Origin of the sequence: Amycolatopsis cynarae (genome assembly GCF_026802195.1) — a bacterium.
Lineage (GTDB): Bacteria > Actinomycetota > Actinomycetes > Mycobacteriales > Pseudonocardiaceae > Amycolatopsis_E > Amycolatopsis_E rhizosphaerae.
Genome location: NZ_CP113836.1, coordinates 6,277,202 through 6,295,951 on the forward strand (window position 1 = coordinate 6,277,202; position 18,750 = coordinate 6,295,951).

At 66.6% G+C, this 18,750-nt stretch carries 18 protein-coding genes; all 18 read right to left on the reverse strand.

Annotated elements, in window-relative coordinates; genetic code table 11:
* Window positions 1–66 precede the first annotated feature (66 nt).
* Window positions 67–378, reverse strand: coding sequence for a 30S ribosomal protein S17 (rpsQ, locus tag ORV05_RS30200; RefSeq protein ID WP_144586631.1), 312 nt, complete (start codon window positions 376–378; stop codon window positions 67–69).
* Window positions 375–623: a 50S ribosomal protein L29 gene (gene rpmC, locus ORV05_RS30205; RefSeq protein ID WP_144586630.1), complete on the reverse strand. Its 249-nt coding sequence runs from the start codon at window positions 621–623 to the stop codon at window positions 375–377. Before rpmC ends, rpsQ begins: the two co-directional genes overlap by 4 nt.
* Window positions 623–1,042 (reverse strand): 50S ribosomal protein L16, encoded by a 420-nt coding sequence (gene rplP / locus ORV05_RS30210; protein ID WP_144586629.1) that lies wholly within the window; start codon window positions 1,040–1,042, stop codon window positions 623–625. Before rplP ends, rpmC begins: the two co-directional genes overlap by 1 nt.
* Before the next feature lie 3 nt (window positions 1,043–1,045).
* Window positions 1,046–1,894, reverse strand: a complete 849-nt coding sequence (rpsC, locus tag ORV05_RS30215) for a 30S ribosomal protein S3 (RefSeq protein WP_144586628.1) — start codon at window positions 1,892–1,894, stop codon at window positions 1,046–1,048.
* 2 nt (window positions 1,895–1,896) lie between these two features.
* A complete protein-coding gene (rplV, locus tag ORV05_RS30220; RefSeq protein ID WP_144586627.1) occupies window positions 1,897–2,310 on the reverse strand; it encodes a 50S ribosomal protein L22 in 414 nt (137 codons plus the stop codon).
* 27 nt (window positions 2,311–2,337) lie between these two features.
* Window positions 2,338–2,619, reverse strand: coding sequence for a 30S ribosomal protein S19 (gene rpsS, locus ORV05_RS30225; protein WP_027940998.1), 282 nt, complete (start codon window positions 2,617–2,619; stop codon window positions 2,338–2,340).
* Window positions 2,620–2,637: 18 nt separating this feature from the next.
* Window positions 2,638–3,471, reverse strand: coding sequence for a 50S ribosomal protein L2 (rplB, locus tag ORV05_RS30230; RefSeq protein ID WP_144586626.1), 834 nt, complete (start codon window positions 3,469–3,471; stop codon window positions 2,638–2,640).
* A gap of 15 nt (window positions 3,472–3,486) precedes the next feature.
* The gene (gene rplW / locus ORV05_RS30235) at window positions 3,487–3,798 is read right to left on the reverse strand and encodes a 50S ribosomal protein L23 (protein WP_144586625.1); all 312 of its coding nucleotides are present in this window, start codon (window positions 3,796–3,798) and stop codon (window positions 3,487–3,489) included.
* Window positions 3,795–4,481: a 50S ribosomal protein L4 gene (rplD, locus tag ORV05_RS30240; protein WP_268755333.1), complete on the reverse strand. Its 687-nt coding sequence runs from the start codon at window positions 4,479–4,481 to the stop codon at window positions 3,795–3,797. The genes rplW and rplD overlap by 4 nt, the downstream gene beginning before the upstream one ends.
* Window positions 4,478–5,134 (reverse strand): 50S ribosomal protein L3, encoded by a 657-nt coding sequence (rplC, locus tag ORV05_RS30245; protein ID WP_268755334.1) that lies wholly within the window; start codon window positions 5,132–5,134, stop codon window positions 4,478–4,480. The genes rplD and rplC overlap by 4 nt, the downstream gene beginning before the upstream one ends.
* A 31-nt stretch (window positions 5,135–5,165) precedes the next feature.
* Complete coding sequence (rpsJ, locus tag ORV05_RS30250) at window positions 5,166–5,471, reverse strand: 30S ribosomal protein S10 (protein WP_003883485.1); 306 nt, start codon at window positions 5,469–5,471, stop codon at window positions 5,166–5,168.
* Between the two features lie 349 nt (window positions 5,472–5,820).
* A complete protein-coding gene (gene tuf / locus ORV05_RS30255) occupies window positions 5,821–7,014 on the reverse strand; it encodes an elongation factor Tu (protein ID WP_144586622.1) in 1,194 nt (397 codons plus the stop codon).
* A gap of 126 nt (window positions 7,015–7,140) precedes the next feature.
* A complete protein-coding gene (gene fusA, locus ORV05_RS30260) occupies window positions 7,141–9,240 on the reverse strand; it encodes an elongation factor G (protein WP_268755335.1) in 2,100 nt (699 codons plus the stop codon).
* 64 nt (window positions 9,241–9,304) lie between these two features.
* Window positions 9,305–9,775 (reverse strand): 30S ribosomal protein S7, encoded by a 471-nt coding sequence (gene rpsG, locus ORV05_RS30265; protein ID WP_144586620.1) that lies wholly within the window; start codon window positions 9,773–9,775, stop codon window positions 9,305–9,307.
* Complete coding sequence (gene rpsL / locus ORV05_RS30270) at window positions 9,775–10,149, reverse strand: 30S ribosomal protein S12 (RefSeq protein ID WP_003102113.1); 375 nt, start codon at window positions 10,147–10,149, stop codon at window positions 9,775–9,777. The genes rpsG and rpsL overlap by 1 nt, the downstream gene beginning before the upstream one ends.
* A gap of 575 nt (window positions 10,150–10,724) precedes the next feature.
* Window positions 10,725–10,874: a hypothetical protein gene (locus tag ORV05_RS30275; RefSeq protein WP_144591085.1), complete on the reverse strand. Its 150-nt coding sequence runs from the start codon at window positions 10,872–10,874 to the stop codon at window positions 10,725–10,727.
* 340 nt (window positions 10,875–11,214) lie between these two features.
* A complete protein-coding gene (locus ORV05_RS30280; protein ID WP_268755336.1) occupies window positions 11,215–15,126 on the reverse strand; it encodes a DNA-directed RNA polymerase subunit beta' in 3,912 nt (1,303 codons plus the stop codon).
* Between the two features lie 115 nt (window positions 15,127–15,241).
* On the reverse strand, window positions 15,242–18,742 hold the full coding sequence (gene rpoB, locus ORV05_RS30285; RefSeq protein ID WP_268755337.1) for a DNA-directed RNA polymerase subunit beta: 3,501 nt from the start codon (window positions 18,740–18,742) through the stop codon (window positions 15,242–15,244).
* Window positions 18,743–18,750: the final 8 nt, after the last annotated feature.

Here is an 18,750-nt window from a genome sequence, read left to right on the forward strand (position 1 = left end):
TCCTGTATGTCTCGCCGGTTCTCACTCTCGTGAGCCTGGCGGAACGGAAGGGGCTCGGGCCCCTACTTACTTGGCCTTCTCCACGATCCGCACGAGCCGCCACCGCTTGGTGGCCGACAGCGGGCGGGTCTCCATGAGAATCACGCGGTCGCCGATGCCGGCGGTGTTCTCCTCGTCGTGCGCCTTCACCTTGCTGGTGGTGCGGACGACCTTGGGGTACTTCGGGTGCTTCTTCCGGTCCTCGAGCTCGACCACGATCGTCTTGTCCATCTTGTCCGAGACGACGTAGCCCTCACGGACCTTGCGGTAGTTACGACCCGACTGAGAACGCACCAGCTTCTGCGCTTCTTGACCAGCGAGCTGCTCGGTCTCGCTCATGCCGCACCTTCCTCGCTCTCACCGTCGGGAGCGACCGACAGGCCGAGCTCCCGCTCGCGCATGATCGTGTAGATCCGCGCGATGTCGGTGCGCACGGTGCGCAGCCGACGGTTGTTGTCCAGCTGCCCGGTGGCCATCTGGAAGCGGAGGTTGAACAGCTCCTCCTTGGCTTCCTTCAGGCGCAGCACGAGCTCTTCGTTGGTGAGCTCACGAAGCTCTGACGGAGCGGTTCCAGCTTTCGCCATCAGAACTCACCACCTTCACGGGTCACGATTCGGCACTTCATGGGCAGCTTGTGGATCGCGCGGCGCAGCGCCTCACGGGCGGTCGCCTCGTTCGGGAAGCTCATCTCGAACATCACGCGACCCGGCTTGACGTTCGCGACCCACCACTCCGGCGAACCCTTACCGGAACCCATGCGGGTTTCGGCCGGCTTCTTGGTGAGCGGGCGGTCCGGGAAGATGTTGATCCAGATCTTCCCGCCACGCTTGATGTGCCGGGTCATGGCGATACGAGCGGACTCGATCTGCCGGTTGGTCACGTAAGCGGGTTCAAGCGCCTGGATACCGTACTCACCGAAGGTCACCTTCGTGCCGCCCGTGGCGGCACCGGTGCGCTTCGGGTGGTGCTGCTTGCGGTGCTTGACCTTGCGTGGGACGAGCACGCCTCAGCCCTCCGTCTTCTCGGCCGCGCCCGGCGCGCCCTGAGCGGGGGCCTCGCTGGTCGCGACGTCGCTGTCAGTCTTCGCGGCGGCCGCAGCCCGCCCGGCCTCGGTCGAGGTCGGCGTGGTGCCGGAGGCACCCGAACGGCGCGGGCGCGACGGCCGGTCGCGGCGCGGCGCACGCTCCGCCGCCGCGGCGGCGTCACGGGCCTCCTTGGCCTTCAGGCCACCGACGACGTCACCCTTGTAGATCCACACCTTGACGCCGATGCGCCCGAAGGTGGTGCGGGCCTCGAAGAAGCCGTAGTCGATGTCGGCACGCAGGGTGTGCAGCGGCACGCGGCCGTCGCGGTAGTGCTCCGAGCGCGACATTTCGGCACCGCCGAGGCGGCCACCGCACTGCACCCGGATGCCCTTGACCTGAGGCGAGCGCATCGAGGTCTGGATCGCCTTGCGCATCGCGCGCCGGAAGGCGACACGGTTCGACAGCTGCTCCGCGACACCCTGCGCGACGAGCTGGGCGTCGGCCTCGGGGTTCTTCACCTCGAGGATGTTCAGCTGCACCTGCTTGCCGGTCAGCTTCTCCAGCGCACCGCGGATGCGGTCGGCCTCCGCACCGCGGCGGCCGATCACGATGCCGGGACGCGCGGTGTGGATGTCGACGCGGACCCGGTCACGGGTGCGCTCGATCTCGACCTTGGAGATGCCGGCACGCTCCATACCGGTGGAGAGCAGCTTCCGGATCTTGACGTCCTCGGCCACGTACTCCGCGTACTGCTTGTCGGCGTACCACCGGGACTTCCAGTCCGTGGTGATGCCGAGCCGGAAGCCGTGCGGGTTGATCTTCTGGCCCACTACTACCGGCCACCCTTCTTCTTGCCGCTCTTCTTCTCCGGACGAGACTCGACCTCAACCGTGATGTGGCTCGTCCGCTTGCGGATCCGGTAGGCGCGACCCTGCGCGCGGGGCCGGATGCGCTTGAGCGTCGGACCTTCGTCGGCGTAGGCGTTCTTCACCCACAGCGTGTCGGGGTCCAGGTCCAGGTTGTTCTCGGCGTTCGCGATGGCGCTCGCGAGCACCTTCGCCACCGGCTGGCTCGCGGCCTGCGGAGCGAACCGCAGCACGGCCAGGGCCTCCTGGGCGTTACGACCCTTGATCAGCTCGATCACCCGGCGCACCTTCATCGGCGAGTCCCGGACGAAGCGAGCCCGCGCGTAGGCCATGGGAAGAGCTGTGTCTTCCCCGGCCGCCACGTTCTTCTGGGCACTCATTCGTTAGTTCCTCTTCTCGGTGCGCGCTCAGCGACGGCGCGACTTGCGGTCGTCCTTGATGTGGCCCTTGAAGGTCCGCGTCGGGGCGAACTCGCCCAACTTGTGACCCACCATCGCCTCGGTGACGAACACCGGGACGTGCTTGCGGCCGTCGTGGACGGCGATCGTGTGCCCGAGCATGTCGGGGATGATCGTCGACCGGCGGGACCAGGTCTTGATGACCGTCTTCTTGCCGGACTCGTTGAGCGCGTCCACCTTTTTGAGCAGGTGGTCGTCCACGAACGGGCCCTTCTTGAGGCTACGTGGCATGTTCTTCTACCTCCCTGCTCAGCGCTTCTTGCCGGTACGCCGGCGGCGGACGATCAGTTTGTCGCTCGGCTTGCGACGACGGGTGCGGCCTTCCGGCTTACCGTTCGGGTTCACCGGGTGACGACCACCGGAGGTCTTACCCTCACCACCACCGTGCGGGTGGTCGACCGGGTTCATCACGACACCACGGACGGTCGGGCGCTTGCCCCGCCAGCGGTTCCGGCCCGCCTTGCCCCAGTTGATGTTGGCGTGCTCGGAGTTGCCGACCTCGCCGACGGTGGCGCGGTTGCGCACGTCCACGTTGCGGATTTCGCCCGAGGGCATCCGCAGCTGGGCGTACGGGCCGTCCTTGGCGACCAGCTGTACCCGGGCACCGGCGGAGCGGGCGATCTTCGCGCCGCCACCGGGGCGGAGCTCGATCGCGTGCACCACGGTGCCGACCGGGATGTTGCGCAGCGGCAGGTTGTTGCCCGGCTTGATGTCGGCGCGGGGGCCGCTCTCGACCTGGTCGCCCTGCTTCAGCTTGTCCGGCGCGATGATGTAGCGCTTCTCGCCGTCCACGTAGTGCAGCAGCGCGATGCGGGCGGACCGGTTCGGGTCGTACTCGATGTGCGCGACCTTGGCCGGGATGCCGTCCTTGTCGTTGCGACGGAAGTCGATGACCCGGTAGGCCCGCTTGTGCCCGCCACCCTTGTGCCGCGTGGTGATCTTGCCCGAGGAGTTACGGCCGCCGCGGCCGTGCAGCGGGCGCAGCAGCGACTTTTCCGGCTCCGACCGGGTGATCTCGGCGAAGTCCGACACGCTCGAGCCGCGGCGGCCCGGAGTGGTCGGCTTGTACTTACGAATACCCATGACAGCTTCCGTCCCTTACGCGGCGGGTCCGCCGAAGATCTCGATCGGCTTGCTCTCGGCGGACAACGTCACGATGGCGCGCTTGGTGTCCTTGCGCTTGCCATAACCGGTACGGGTCCGCTTGCGCTTGCCCGGCCGGTTCAGCGTGTTCACGCTGACCACCTTGACGCCGAAGATCTGCTCGACCGCGATCTTGATCTGGGTCTTGTTGGCGTCGGGCCGGACCACGAACGTGTACTTGTGGTCTTCGAGCAGCCCGTAGGACTTCTCGGAGATCACCGGCGCGAGCAAGATGTCGCGCGGGTCAGGGATGGCCACGGAGCTCACTGCTCGTCACTCCCTTCAACCTCACTCGACTTGGCCGAGGCCTTGGCGCCCTTGCCCGTCGCCGGACCGGACACGAAGGTGTCGTAGGCGGCCTTGGTGAACACCACGTCGTCGTTGACCAGCACGTCGTAGGTGTTCAGCTGGTCCGGGTGGATCAGGTGCACGTACGTCAGGTTGCGAGCCGACAGCCAGCTCTGCTCCTCGTCGCGGTTGAGCACCACGAGGATTCGCTTCGCCTGCGTCACCGCGGCCAGCGCCTTCTTGGCGTCCTTGGTGGACGGCTTCTCGCCGCCGACCAGCCCGGTCAGCACGTGCAACTGGCCCGCGCGCGCCCGGTCGGAAAGGGCGCCACGCAGGGCGGCGGCCTTCATCTTCTTCGGGGTGCGCTGCGTGTAGTCACGCGGCGTGGGGCCGTGCACGACGCCACCACCGGCGAACTGCGGCGCCCGGGTCGAACCCTGGCGGGCGCGACCGGTGCCCTTCTGGCGGTACGGCTTCTTGCCGCCACCGGAGACCTCACCGCGGGTCTTGGTGTCGTGCGTGCCCTGGCGCGCGGCGGCCAGCTGGGCCACCACGACCTGGTGCATCAGCGGCACGTTGGCCTGCACGTCGAAGATCTCCGAGGGGAGCTCGACGGTGCCCTCGGCGGTACCTGCGGGGGTCTTCAGTTCCACGCTGGTCATGCGGTCGCACCACCCTTCGCGGCGGTCTTGACGAACACGAGGCTGCCGTTGGGGCCGGGGACGGCGCCCTTGATCAGCAGCAGGCCCTCTTCGGCGCGGACGTCGTGCACGGTCAGGCCCTGGGTGGTGACGCGGACGTTACCCATCCGGCCCGCCATCCGCAGACCCTTGAACACGCGGCCCGGGGTCGCGCAGCCACCGATCGAGCCGGGGGCGCGGTGCTTGGCCTGGTTACCGTGGCTGGCGCCCTGGCCCTTGAAGCCGTGGCGCTTCATGACACCGGCGTAACCCTTACCCTTGCTGGTCCCGGTGATGTCGACGCGCGAACCGGCGGGGAACACCTCGGCGGTGATCTCCTGGCCGACCTCGTAGCTGTCGGCGTCGGTGGTGCGCAGCTCCACCACGTGACGGCGCGGGGTCACACCGGCCTTGTCGAAGTGGCCGGTCTTCGGCTTGTTGACCTTGCGCGGGTCGATGGCGCCGAACGCCAGCTGCACGGCCTCGTAGCCGTCCTTGTCCTTCGTGCGCACCTGGGTCACCACGTTCGGCCCGGCCTTCACGACGGTCACCGGGATCACCCGGTTGTCCTCGCCGAAGACCTGGGTCATGCCGAGCTTGGTGCCCAGGATGCCCTTCACTTCCCTGTCAGACATGAGTCTCTTATCTCCGCCGCTCGCCCAACGCTTACTGGATGTTGACGTCGACGCTCGCCGGCAGGTCGATGCGCATGAGCGCGTCCACCGTCTTCGGCGTCGGGTCGAGGATGTCGATCAGACGCTTGTGCGTGCGCATCTCGAAGTGCTCGCGCGAGTCCTTGTACTTGTGCGGCGAGCGGATGACGCAGTAAACGTTCTTCTCGGTGGGCAGCGGCACAGGTCCGACGACCGAGGCGCCGGTGCGCGTCACCGTCTCGACGATCTTGCGCGCGCTGGCGTCGATCGCCTCGTGGTCGTAGGCCTTGAGCCTGATGCGGATCTTCTGTCCCGCCATGGTTGCAGCTCGTTCCTTGTCTTCTTCCCTGGACAGAGCCCGAGCGAACTCGGTTTCGCCCCGGCCAAGGTCCCGGTCTTGTGCCGCTATTTCCGCACGTCAACATCGTGCTGGCCGGTCCACGCGGTCGGGCGTGTCGCGCCCGATACGCAGACTGATCCCGCTGGATCATTGCCGTGCCGGTTGGTCCTGATTTCGCCGGGGCGAACTCGCCCTGACCGCTCGCGCCAGGGCGGCCGCATCCGCAACCGCGAATCGGCCGCCCCGCGACGAGCAACCCAAATAGTGTCGCATACGTGATTTCACAACCCGACCCCGGGGTCCGAAGAGCCCCGGGGTCGGAGTGAAATCACTTTTCGATCTTGGTGACCTGGCCGGCGCCGACGGTCCGGCCACCCTCACGGATGGCGAACCGCAGACCCTCGTCCATGGCGACCGGCTGGATCAGCTGGACCTTGATCTCCACGTGGTCGCCCGGCATGACCATCTCGGTGCCCTCGGGGAGAGTCACCACGCCGGTCACGTCGGTGGTGCGGAAGTAGAACTGCGGACGGTAGTTGTTGAAGAACGGCGTGTGCCGACCACCCTCGTCCTTGGACAGGATGTAGACCTGGCCCTCGAACTCGGTGTGCGGGGTGGTGGTGCCGGGCTTCACGACGACCTGGCCGCGCTCGACGTCCTCACGCTTGATGCCACGCAGGAGCAGACCGACGTTGTCACCGGCCTGGCCCGAGTCGAGCAGCTTGCGGAACATCTCGACACCGGTGACAGTCGTCTTCTGCGACTTCTCCTTGATGCCGACGATCTCGACCTCTTCGTTCACGTTGATGACACCGCGCTCGACGCGACCGGTCACCACGGTGCCACGACCGGTGATCGTGAAGACGTCCTCGATCGGCATCAGGAACGGCTTGTCGAGGTCACGCACCGGGTCCGGCACGTTGTCGTCGACGGCCTGCATCAGCTCGAGAACCGACTCCGACCACTTCGGGTCACCCTCGAGGGCCTTCAGGCCGGAGACCTTGACCACCGGGGCGTCGTCGCCGGGGAACTCCTGCGAGGACAGCAGCTCACGGACCTCCAGCTCGACGAGCTCGAGGATCTCCTCGTCGTCGACCATGTCGGCCTTGTTCAGCGCCACGACGATGTAGGGCACACCGACCTGGCGGGCGAGCAGCACGTGCTCACGGGTCTGCGGCATCGGGCCGTCGGTCGCCGCGACCACGAGGATCGCGCCGTCCATCTGGGCCGCACCGGTGATCATGTTCTTGATGTAGTCCGCGTGACCGGGGGCGTCCACGTGAGCGTAGTGACGCTTCTCGGTCTGGTACTCGACGTGCGAGATGTTGATCGTGATACCACGCTGCCGCTCTTCCGGCGCGTTGTCGATCTGGTCGAATGCCCGGGACTCGTTGAGGTCCGGGTACTTGTCGTGCAGAACCTTGGTGATCGCCGCGGTCAGAGTGGTCTTCCCGTGGTCGACGTGACCGATGGTTCCGATGTTGACGTGCGGCTTGCTCCGCTCGAACTTCGCCTTCGCCACTGGAATGTCCTCCTGGACTCTTGCTTGCTCACCGGCCGACGTGGCAGTCGGACAGCGACTCGATCTGGTTCGTTGTGCGGACCTTAGGGGAGGCCCCTTCCGCGCCCGCGTTGGGTGCTCCGGGTGCTACTCCCCCGTCGCCTTCGCGATGATCTCCTTCGCGACGTTCGCCGGAACCTCGGCGTAGGAGTCGAACGTCATGGAGTAGTTCGCGCGACCCTGGGTGCGAGACCGCAGGTCGCCCACGTAACCGAACATCTCCGAGAGCGGGACCAGCGCCTTCACGACGCGGGAACCCGCCCGCTCCTCCATGGCCTGGATCTGGCCACGGCGGGAGTTGAGGTCACCGATGACGTCACCCATGTAGTCCTCGGGCGTGGTCACCTCGACCGCCATCATCGGCTCCAGCAGTACCGGGCTGGCCTTCTTCGCGGCTTCCTTGAGCGCCATCGAACCGGCGATCTTGAAGGCCATTTCCGAAGAGTCGACCTCGTGGTACGCACCGTCCAACAGGGTCACCTTCAACCCGACCAGCGGGTATCCGGCCAGCACGCCGTACTGCATGGCGTCCTGGGCGCCCGCGTCCACCGAGGGGATGTACTCCCGGGGGATGCGGCCACCGGTGACCTTGTTGTCGAACTCGTAGAGTGCACCGTCCGTAGTCGCGAGCGGCTCCAGCGCGATGATGACCTTCGCGAACTGGCCGGAGCCACCGGTCTGCTTCTTGTGCGTGTAGTCGAACTTCTCGACCGTCTTGCGGATGGTCTCGCGGTAGGCCACCTGTGGCTTACCGATGTTCGCCTCGACCTTGTAGTCGGACTTCATCCGGTTGACGAGCACCTCGAGGTGCAGCTCGCCCATGCCGGCGATGATCGTCTGACCGGTCTCCTCGTCCTGGTTGACCTGGAACGTGGGGTCCTCTTCGGCCAGCTTCTGGATCGCCAGGGACAGCTTCTCCTGGTCGGCCTTCGTCTTGGGCTCGATGGCCACCCGGATGACCGGCTCGGGGAACGTCATCGACTCCAGCACGATCGGGTGCTGCGGGTCGCACAGGGTGTCGCCGGTCGTGGTGTCCTTCAGACCGATGACCGCGTAGATGTGACCGGCCTGGGCGTCGTCGACCGGGTTCTCCTTGTTGGAGTGCATCTGGAAGATCTTCCCGATGCGCTCCTTGCGCTCCTTGGTCGAGTTGATGACCTGGGCACCGCCTGCGACCTTGCCCGAGTAGACCCGGATGTAGGTCAGCTTGCCGAAGAACGGGTGCGCGGCGATCTTGAACGCGAGGGCCGAGAACGGCTCGTCGACCGACGCCTTCCGGGAAGCCGGGGTCTCACCATCGGTGAGCGTGCCCTCGACCGGCGGCAGGTCCAGCGGCGACGGCAGGTAGTCGATCACCGCGTCGAGCATGGGCTGCACGCCCTTGTTCTTGAACGCGGAGCCGCACAGCACCGGGTAAGCCTCACGCGCGATGGTGAGCTTGCGGATACCGGCCTTGATCTCCGCCTCGGTCAGCTCCTCACCACCGAAGAACTTCTCCATCAGGGAGTCGTCGGTCTCGGCGATCGCTTCGATGAGCTTCTCGCGGTACTCGGCAGCCTTGTCGGCGAGCGCGGCCGGGATCTCCTCGACCTCGTAGTCCTCGCCCTTCTGCACTTCACCGCGCCAGGTCAGCGCCTTCATGCGGACCAGGTCGACGACGCCCTCGAACTCGTTCTCGGCACCGATCGGCAGCTGGATGACCAGCGGACGGACACCGAGACGGTCCTCGATGGTCTTCACGGTGAAGTAGAAGTCCGCACCCAGCTTGTCCATCTTGTTGACGAAGCAGATCCGGGGGACGTCGTACTTGTCGGCCTGGCGCCAGACCTGCTCGGACTGGGGCTCGACACCTTCCTTGCCGTCGAAGACGGCGACCGCACCGTCGAGCACGCGCAGGTTGCGCTCCACCTCGACGGTGAAGTCGACGTGGCCGGGCGTGTCGATGATGTTGATCTGGTAGTCGGCCCAGAAGGTGGTGGTGGCAGCCGAGGTGATGGTGATACCCCGCTTCTGCTCCTCCTCCATCCAGTCCATCGTCGCGGCGCCGTCGTGGACTTCGCCGATCTTGTAGTTGATCCCGGTGTAGAACAGGATCCGCTCGGTGGTGGTGGTCTTACCGGCGTCGATGTGAGCCATGATGCCGATGTTGCGGACCTTGTTCAGGTCGGTCAGCACTTCGCGTGCCACTGCACTGTTCCCCTGTCTAGAAGCTTGGGGCCCGGCCAGGCTTTCGTCGGCAGCCGGGCTACGTTCACCACCGGTAGTGGGCGAACGCCTTGTTGGACTCGGCCATCTTGTGGGTGTCCTCGCGGCGCTTCACGCTGGCCCCGAGGCCGTTGCTCGCGTCGAGCAGCTCGTTCTGCAGGCGCTCGATCATGGTCTTCTCGCGACGCTGCTGGGAGAAGGCGACGATCCAGCGGAGGGCAAGGGTCGTCGAGCGGCCCGGCTTGACCTCGATGGGCACCTGGTAGGTGGCACCACCCACGCGGCGGCTCTTCACCTCGATGGTGGGCCGCACGTTGTCCAGGGCACGCTTGAGCGTGACGACCGGGTCGGTGCCGGTCTTCTCCCGGGCGCCTTCGAGCGCGCCGTAGACGATGCGCTCGGCCAGGGAGCGCTTGCCGTCCTTGAGCACCTTGTTGACCAACTGGGTGACCAGCGGCGAGGCATAAACCGGGTCAGAGATCAGAGGCCGCTTCGGGGCCGGACCCTTGCGGGGCATTAGCTCTTCTCCTTCTTCGCGCCGTACCGGCTACGCGCCTGCTTCCGGTTCTTCACACCCTGGGTGTCAAGCGAACCGCGAATGATCTTGTAGCGGACGCCGGGCAGGTCCTTCACACGACCACCACGCACGAGCACCATCGAGTGCTCCTGCAGGTTGTGGCCCTCGCCCGGGATGTAGGCGGTGACCTCGATGCCGCTGGTCAGCTTCACACGCGCGACCTTGCGCAGCGCCGAGTTCGGCTTCTTGGGAGTGGTGGTGTACACGCGAGTGCACACGCCACGACGCTGCGGGCTCCCCTTGAGCGCCGCGGTCTTCTGCTTGGCAGCCTTGTCCTGGCGGCCCTTGCGGACCAGCTGCTGGATCGTGGGCAATGGACCAGCTTTCTGTCGCGTCTTGCTTGTCTTCTGTCGTCTCTGCGTCTGTTTTCTCGCTCTCCCCGGCCCCCGAGGTCGGGCGTGTCGGCCCGCGTCTAGGTCTTTCGACCGATAACGTTCCCTCGGATTTCCGTGGATCTCCGCTTCGCCGTGACGTCCGACGGGAACACCGAAGCGCCCCGGCGGGCCGGATGGCACGCAGAGCGGCCCAGCGCGTGCCGGGCACAGACATCAAAGATACCCGCCCGATCCGGGTCCAGTCACATCGGGGGTGACTTCGGGGCATTCGGGTGGATACCAGCGGCGTGTCGTTCCACCTTAGCCGATCCGCCACCCGCGCGAGCCGGGTGTTGATCAAGGCGCGAACCACGGCCTTCTCGCGGTCGGCCGCCGCTCGTGTGATGTACAACGCCCGCTGCCGCGCTTCGATTCCCAGGCCGCCACCTGAACGAGTGATGGCGATCGAAGGCGACTCCGCGTTCTGTGCGGGCCGCGGCCGCCCGGCCCGTGTCGACGTGCGCGAGAAACGGAAAGGGCCCCGAACCGGCTGGTTCAGGGCCCCCAGGCGCAAGCTACTCGTCGTCCGGCTTGGCGTGATCCGGCCGGCCCGGGTTCGGATCCCGGGACAGGTCGATCGCCGGGTGGCGGGGTGCGCCCTCGGGAGCGGCGTGCCGTCCGGTGGACGATGCCTCCTGTCGGCTCGCGTTCTCTTCAGCGTTCACAGCGCCCTCCTCGTTCCGCTACGTGTGAACCTCGGCCGACACGCTACCGATACCGTGGCAAACCGCTCGGTGACGGCCCCACCGGATCCCCTTCGAGTGAAATGACCAGATAGTCCGGACTGCCGAGATGGGGAACGGCGGTTTTCCGATCAACAGGCCGAACGAGGGCGAAAAACACCTGCCGACCGCCGGAGCGCGTCAAACGGTGAGGGGATTATCAGGGTGATTTTCCCCGCGAAGGCGGGGGCCCCGAAATCCTCTACATCGCCGTTTTCCCGCAAAAAGGGGAAGGCCCCGGGATGCGGGAGGCATCCCGGGGCCTTCGACGTGGAGACAGACCTCAGCGGAAGTCGCGGCCGAAGTCGTAGTCGTCCAGCGGAACCGCGGCGCCGGTGCCGGTGCCGAACACGTCCGGGGTGTAGTAGCCGTCGTCGTAGGACGGGATGGCGTACGCCGCCACCCTGGCCTCCTCGGTCGGCTGCACCTGGATGTTGCGGTACCGGTTGATACCCGTGCCGGCCGGGATCAACTTACCGATGATCACGTTCTCCTTCAGGCCGACCAGCTTGTCGCTGCGGCCGTTGATCGCCGCGTCGGTCAGGACACGCGTGGTCTCCTGGAACGACGCCGCGGACAGCCACGAGTCCGTGGTCAGCGAGGCCTTCGTGATACCCATCAGCACCGGGCGGCCCGAAGCGGGCTCGCCGCCCTCGGCCACCGCGGCCCGGTTCGTCGACTCGAACTTGGTGCGCTCGGGCAGCTCACCAGGCAGGAAGTCGGTCGAACCCGAGTCGATGATCGTGACCCGGCGCAGCATCTGCCGGACGATCACCTCGATGTGCTTGTCGTGGATCGACACACCCTGCGCCCGGTACACCTTCTGGACCTCGTCCACCAGGTGCATCTGCGCCTCGCGCGGACCCATGACGCGCAGCACCTCGTGCGGGTCCGGGGTGCCTTCCAGCAGCAGCTGGCCGACGGACACGTGGTCGCCGTCCTGCAGCGGGCCGGTCGGCGTGTTGGCCAGGCGCTGACGCTTCGACAGCTTGTCGAAGATGATCTCCTCGCCACCGTCGTCCGGGATCAGCGTGATCTTCCAGAACCGCTCGCTCTCCTCGATGCGCACGCGGCCATCGACGTCGGCGATCGGCGCCTTGCCCTTCGGGACCCGGGCCTCGAACAGTTCGGTGACACGCGGCAGACCCGTGGTGATGTCGTCACCGGCGACACCACCCTGGTGGAAGGTACGCATCGTCAGCTGGGTACCCGGCTCACCGATCGACTGGGCGGCGACGATACCGACGGCCTCGCCGACGTCCACCAGCTTGCCGGTCGCCATCGAGCGGCCGTAGCACATCGCGCAGACACCGACAACGGACTCGCAGGTGAGCACGCTGCGCACCTTGACCTTGGTGATCCCGCTGGTGATCAGCTTCTCGATCGCGGGGTCGCCGAGGTCGTCTCCGGCGTTGAGCACCACGTTGCCCTCGGCGTCCACCGCGTCGGTGGCCAGCGTCCGGGCGTAGGCGGCGGTCTCCACGTGCTGCGCCCGCACCACGCGACCGTCACCCAGGTTCTCACCGATCGGCATGTTGATGCCGCGGCTGGTGCCACAGTCGGTCTCGCGGACGATGACGTCCTGCGACACGTCCACCAGACGACGGGTCAGGTAACCCGAGTCGGCGGTACGGAGCGCGGTGTCGGCCAGACCCTTCCGGGCACCGTGGGTGGCGATGAAGTACTCGGCCACCGACAGGCCCTCACGGAAGTTCGCCTTGATCGGGCGCGGGATGTACTCACCCTTCGGGTTCGACACCAGACCACGCATACCGGCCAGCGAACGGACCTGGGTCATGTTGCCCGCCGCCCCGGACTTCACGATCATCGAGATCGGGTTGTCCTCCGGGAAGGCGTCCTCCATGACCTTGGCGACGTCGTCGGTCGCCTGGCTCCACACCTTGACCAGCTCGTTGTTGCGCTCGGCGTGCGAGAGCTGACCGCGCTGGTAGCGCTTCTCCACCTGGTCGGCCTTGGCCTCGTACCGGTCGAGGATCTCCTTCTTCTCCGGCGGCACGACCACGTCGCTGATCGACACGGTCACACCGGAGCGCGTCGCCCAGTAGAAGCCGGCGTCCTTGAGCCGGTCCAGGGTCTGCGCGACCTGCGTCATCGAGTACCGCTCGGCCAGGTCGTTCACGATCGCGGCCTGCCGCTTCTTCGGCATCGGCTCGTTCACGAACGGGTAGTCCGGCGGGAGCAGCTCGTTGAACAGCACCCGGCCGAGGGTCGTCTCGGCCAGCCACGGCTGACCGGGCTCCCAGCCGTTCTCGGCCAGCTTCACGGCGTCCACCCGGTTCGGCTGACGGTCCGTGACGCGGATCTTGATCGGGGCGTGCAGGCTCAGCGCCTTGCGGTCGTAGGCCATGATCGCCTCGGCGGGCGAGGCGTAGGCGTGGCCGGCCCCGGTGGCGCTCTCGTCCAGCCTGGTCAGGTGGAACAGGCCGGTGACCATGTCCAGACGCGGCATGGCCAGCGGGCGGCCCGATGCCGGCGACAGGATGTTGTTCGCCGACAGCATCAGGATCCGGGCCTCGGCCTGGGCCTCGGCCGACAGCGGCAGGTGCACCGCCATCTGGTCACCGTCGAAGTCCGCGTTGAACGCCTCACAGACCAGCGGGTGCAGCTGGATGGCCTTGCCTTCCACCAGCTGCGGTTCGAAGGCCTGGATACCGAGGCGGTGCAGGGTCGGCGCCCGGTTCAGCAGCACCGGGTGGCCGGTGATGACCTCTTCCAGCACGTCCCACACCTGCGGGCGCGCCCGCTCCACCATCCGCTTGGCGGACTTGATGTTCTGCGCGTGGTTGAGGTCGACCAGCCGCTTCATCACGAACGGCTTGAACAGCTCCAGCGCCATGTCCTTGGGCAGACCGCACTGGTGCAGCTTCAGCTGCGGACCGACGATGATGACCGAACGGCCCGAGTAGTCGACACGCTTGCCGAGCAGGTTCTGGCGGAACCGGCCCTGCTTGCCCTTGAGCAGGTCGGACAGCGACTTCAGCGGACGGTTACCGGGACCGGTGACCGGGCGGCCGCGGCGGCCGTTGTCGAACAGCGCGTCGACGGCCTCCTGCAGCATCCGCTTCTCGTTGTTCACGATGATCTCGGGCGCACCGAGGTCGATCAGCCGCTTCAACCGGTTGTTCCGGTTGATCACCCGGCGGTACAGGTCGTTCAGGTCGGAGGTGGCGAACCGGCCACCGTCGAGCTGCACCATCGGGCGCAGGTCCGGCGGGATCACCGGAACGGCGTCGAGCACCATGCCACGCGGGTCGTTGCCGGTGGCCTGGAAGGCCGCGACGACCTTGAGCCGCTTGAGGGCGCGCAGCTTCTTCTGCCCCTTGCCGCTGCGGATGATCTCGCGCAGGTTCTCCGCCTCGGCCGCCACGTCGAACTCGGTGGCCAGCTTCTGGATGGCCTCCGCGCCCATGCCGCCGGTGAAGTACTCGCCGTAGCGGTCGTACAGCTCGCGGTAGAGCTGCTCGTCCGCGATCAGCTGACGCACCTCGAGCTTGCTGAAGGTGGTCCAGATCTCGTCGAGCCGGTCCAGCTCGCGCTGGGCCCGGTCGCGGAGCTGGCGCATCTCCCGCTCGCCGCCCTCCTTGACCTTGCGGCGCACGTCGGACTTGGCGCCCTCGGCCTCCAGCTGAGCGAGGTCGGCTTCGAGCTTCTGCGCCCGCGCCTCGATGTCGGCGTCGCGCTTGGCCTCGATGTTCTTGCGCTCGACGCCGATCTCGTTCTCCAGCGTCGGCAGGTCGTTGTGGCGCAGCTCCGTGTTCACGCCGGTGATCACGTAGGCTGCGAAGTAGATGATCTTCTCGAGGTCCTTCGGAGCCAGGTCGAGCAGGTAACCCAGCCGCGAGGGAACGCCCTTGAAGTACCAGATGTGGGTGACCGGAGCGGCCAGCTCGATGTGGCCCATCCGCTCGCGCCGCACCTTGGCCCGGGTCACCTCGACACCGCAGCGCTCACAGATGATGCCCTTGAAGCGGACCCGCTTGTACTTACCGCAGTAGCACTCCCAGTCCCGGGTGGGGCCGAAGATCTTCTCGCAGAAGAGGCCGTCCTTCTCGGGCTTGAGCGTGCGGTAGTTGATGGTCTCCGGCTTCTTCACCTCGCCGAAGGACCACTGACGGATGTCGTCCGCGGTGGCCAGGCCGATCCGGAGCTCATCGAAGTAGTTGACGTCCAGCACGTCCTTGCATCCCCTTGGGTTCTAATCGGGATAGAGGGCTCGGCTACCCGGGGCCGGCACCCGCGCGGGCGTCCTGTCGGACACCCGCGCCAGGGCCGGCTTCCGGATGGCTGGGTCATTGCACGACGTCGTCCACCGAGGGCGACTCGTTGCGGGACAGGTTGATGCCGAGGTTGGCGGCGGCGCGTTCGAGGTCCTCGTCGTCGGAGTCGCGCATCTCGATCGCCGCACCGTCGGAGGACAGGACCTCCACGTTGAGGCAGAGCGACTGCAGCTCCTTCAACAACACCTTGAACGACTCCGGGATGCCCGGGTCCGGGATGTTCTCGCCCTTGACGATGGCTTCGTACACCTTCACGCGGCCCACCACGTCGTCCGACTTGATGGTGAGCAGTTCCTGCAGCGTGTAGGCCGCACCGTAGGCCTGCATCGCCCAGCACTCCATTTCACCGAAGCGCTGGCCACCGAACTGCGCCTTACCACCCAGCGGCTGCTGCGTGATCATCGAGTACGGGCCGGTCGACCGGGCGTGGATCTTGTCGTCGACCAGGTGGTGCAGCTTGAGGATGTACATGTAGCCGACGGCCACGGGGTACGGGAACGGCTCGCCGGAGCGGCCGTCGAGCAGCACCGCCTTGCCGTTCGGCCCGACCAGCCGCTCACCGTCGCGGTTGGGCAGGGTCGACGACAGCAGACCCGTGAGCTCCTCCTCCTTGGCGCCGTCGAACACCGGCGTGGCGGTGTTCGTGCCGGGGTCGACGTCGTAGAGCTCCTCGGGCAGGTTCCTCGCCCACTCGGGGCTGCCCTCGACCTTCCAGCCCTGTGAGGCCAGCCAGCCAAGGTGCAGTTCGAGGATCTGGCCGATGTTCATACGACGCGGCACACCGTGGGTGTTCAGCACGATGTCGACCGGGGTGCCGTCCTCCATGAACGGCATGTCCTCGACCGGCAGGATCTTGCCGATGACACCCTTGTTGCCGTGCCGGCCGGCGAGCTTGTCGCCCGGCTGGATCTTCCGCTTCTGGGCCACGTAGACGCGGACCAGCTCGTTGACGCCCGGGGGCAGCTCGTCGTCGTCCTCACGCGAGAACACCCGGATGCCGATGACCTTGCCGGTCTCGCCGTGCGGCACCTTCAGCGAGGTGTCGCGGACCTCGCGGGCCTTCTCGCCGAAGATCGCGCGGAGCAGGCGCTCCTCCGGGGTCAGCTCGGTCTCGCCCTTCGGCGTGACCTTGCCGACCAGGATGTCGCCGTCGCGGACCTCGGCACCGATGCGGATGATGCCGCGCTCGTCCAGGTCGGCCAGTACCTCTTCGGAGACGTTCGGGATGTCCCGGGTGATCTCCTCGGCACCGAGCTTGGTGTCCCGTGCGTCGATCTCGTGCTCCTCGATGTGGATCGAGGTGAGCACGTCGTCCTGCACGAGCCGCTCGGAGAGGATGATCGCGTCTTCGTAGTTGTGGCCTTCCCACGGCATGACCGCCACGAGCAGGTTCTTGCCGAGCGCCATCTCACCGTTCTCGGTGGACGGACCGTCCGCGATGACCTGGCCCTTTTCCACCCGGTCGCCCTCGTTGACGATCGGCCGGTGGTTGAAGCAGGTGCCGTGGTTGGTGCGGCGGAACTTGTACAGCCCGTAGCTCTTGCGGGTGCCGTCGTCGTGCATGATCGTGATCAGATCGGCCGACAGCTCTTCGACCACACCGGCCTGCTCGGCGACGAGCACGTCGCCCGCGTCGATCGCGGCCCGCAGCTCCATACCGGTCCCGACCAGCGGCGACTGGTTGCGCAGCAGCGGCACGGCCTGGCGCTGCATGTTGGCACCCATCAGCGCGCGGTTCGCGTCGTCGTGCTCGAGGAACGGGATCATGGCGGTCGCGACCGACACCATCTGGCGCGGCGAGACGTCCATGTAGTCCACGTCCATCGGGTCGATCAACTCGACCTCGCCGCCCTTCCGGCGGACCAGCACGCGGTCCTCGGCGAAGTAGCCGTCCTCGGTCAGCGGCGCGTTGGCCTGCGCCTTGACGAAGCGGTCCTCCTCGTCGGCGGTCAGGTAGTCGATCTGGTTGGTGACCTTGCCCTCGACGACCTTCCGGTACGGCGTCTCGATGAAGCCGAACGGGTTGACTCGGGCGTAGGAGCACAGCGAACCGATGAGGCCGATGTTCGGGCCTTCCGGGGTCTCGATCGGGCACATCCGGCCGTAGTGGCTCGGGTGCACGTCGCGGACCTCCATGCCGGCGCGCTCACGGGACAGACCACCGGGGCCCAGCGCCGACAGGCGGCGCTTGTGGGTCAGGCCCGACAGCGGGTTGTTCTGGTCCATGAACTGCGACAGCTGGGAGGTGCCGAAGAACTCCTTGATCGCGGCCACCACCGGGCGGATGTTGATCAGGGTCTGCGGCGTGATGGCCTCGACGTCCTGGGTGGTCATCCGCTCCTTGACCACGCGCTCCATGCGGGAGAGGCCGACCCGGATCTGGTTCTGGATCAGCTCGCCCACGGTGCGCAGGCGCCGGTTGCCGAAGTGGTCGATGTCGTCCACCTCGACCGGGATGACACGGTCATCTTGGCCCATTTTGTCCTCGCCGGCGTGCAGCCGGACCAGGTACTCGATGGTGGTGACGATGTCTTCTTCGGTCAGCGTGCCGGTCTCGTACGGGAGGTCGAGGCCCAGCTTCTTGTTGACCTTGTAGCGGCCCACCTTCGCCAGGTCGTAGCGCTTGTCCTTGAAGAACAGGTTCTCCAGGAGGGCCTGCGCGTTCTCCTTCGTCGGCGGCTCGCCCGGACGCAGCTTGCGGTAGATGTCGAGCAGCGCCTCGTCGACACCCGGGGTGTGGTCCTTCTCGAGCGTCGCGAGCAGGGTTTCCGAGAAGGAGAACCGCTCGCGGATCTGCTCGGTGGTCCAGCCGAGCGCCTTCAACAGCACGGTGACCGGCTGGCGGCGCTTGCGGTCGATCCGCACCCCGACGGTGTCACGCTTGTCGACGTCGAACTCGAGCCACGCCCCACGGCTCGGGATGATCTTGACGCTGAAGACGTCCTTGTCGGTGGTCTTGTCGATCGCCTGGTCGAAGTAGACACCCGGCGAACGGACCAGCTGGGACACCACGACACGCTCGGTGCCGTTGATGATGAACGTGCCCTTGTCGGTCATCACGGGGAAGTCGCCCATGAAGACCGTCTGGCTCTTGATCTCACCGGTGTTGTTGTTGACGAACTCCGCCGTGACGAACAGCGGAGCCGCGTAGGTCATGTCCTTGTCCTTGCACTCCTCGACGGAGGCCTTCACCTCGTCGAAGCGCGGGTCGGAGAAGGACAGCGACATCGAGCCCTGGAAGTCCTCGATGGGCGAGATCTCGTTGAGGACTTCTTCGAGGCCGCCGACCGGGTTCTCTTCGCCTTCCTCGACGCGGCGCTCGAACCACTTCTCGTCACCGGTGAACCACTGGAACGACTGGATCTGCACGTCGAGCAGATTGGGCGTGGTCAGCGGTTCCCGGATCTTCGCGAAGGAGACCCGCTTGGGGGCTCCCGGGATGCCCGAGGGGTTCGAGGTGGAAGCAGCCGAGGTGGTCGCAGCAGTGGCCTGGTTCGCGGGAGAGACTGCCAAGATGCGTC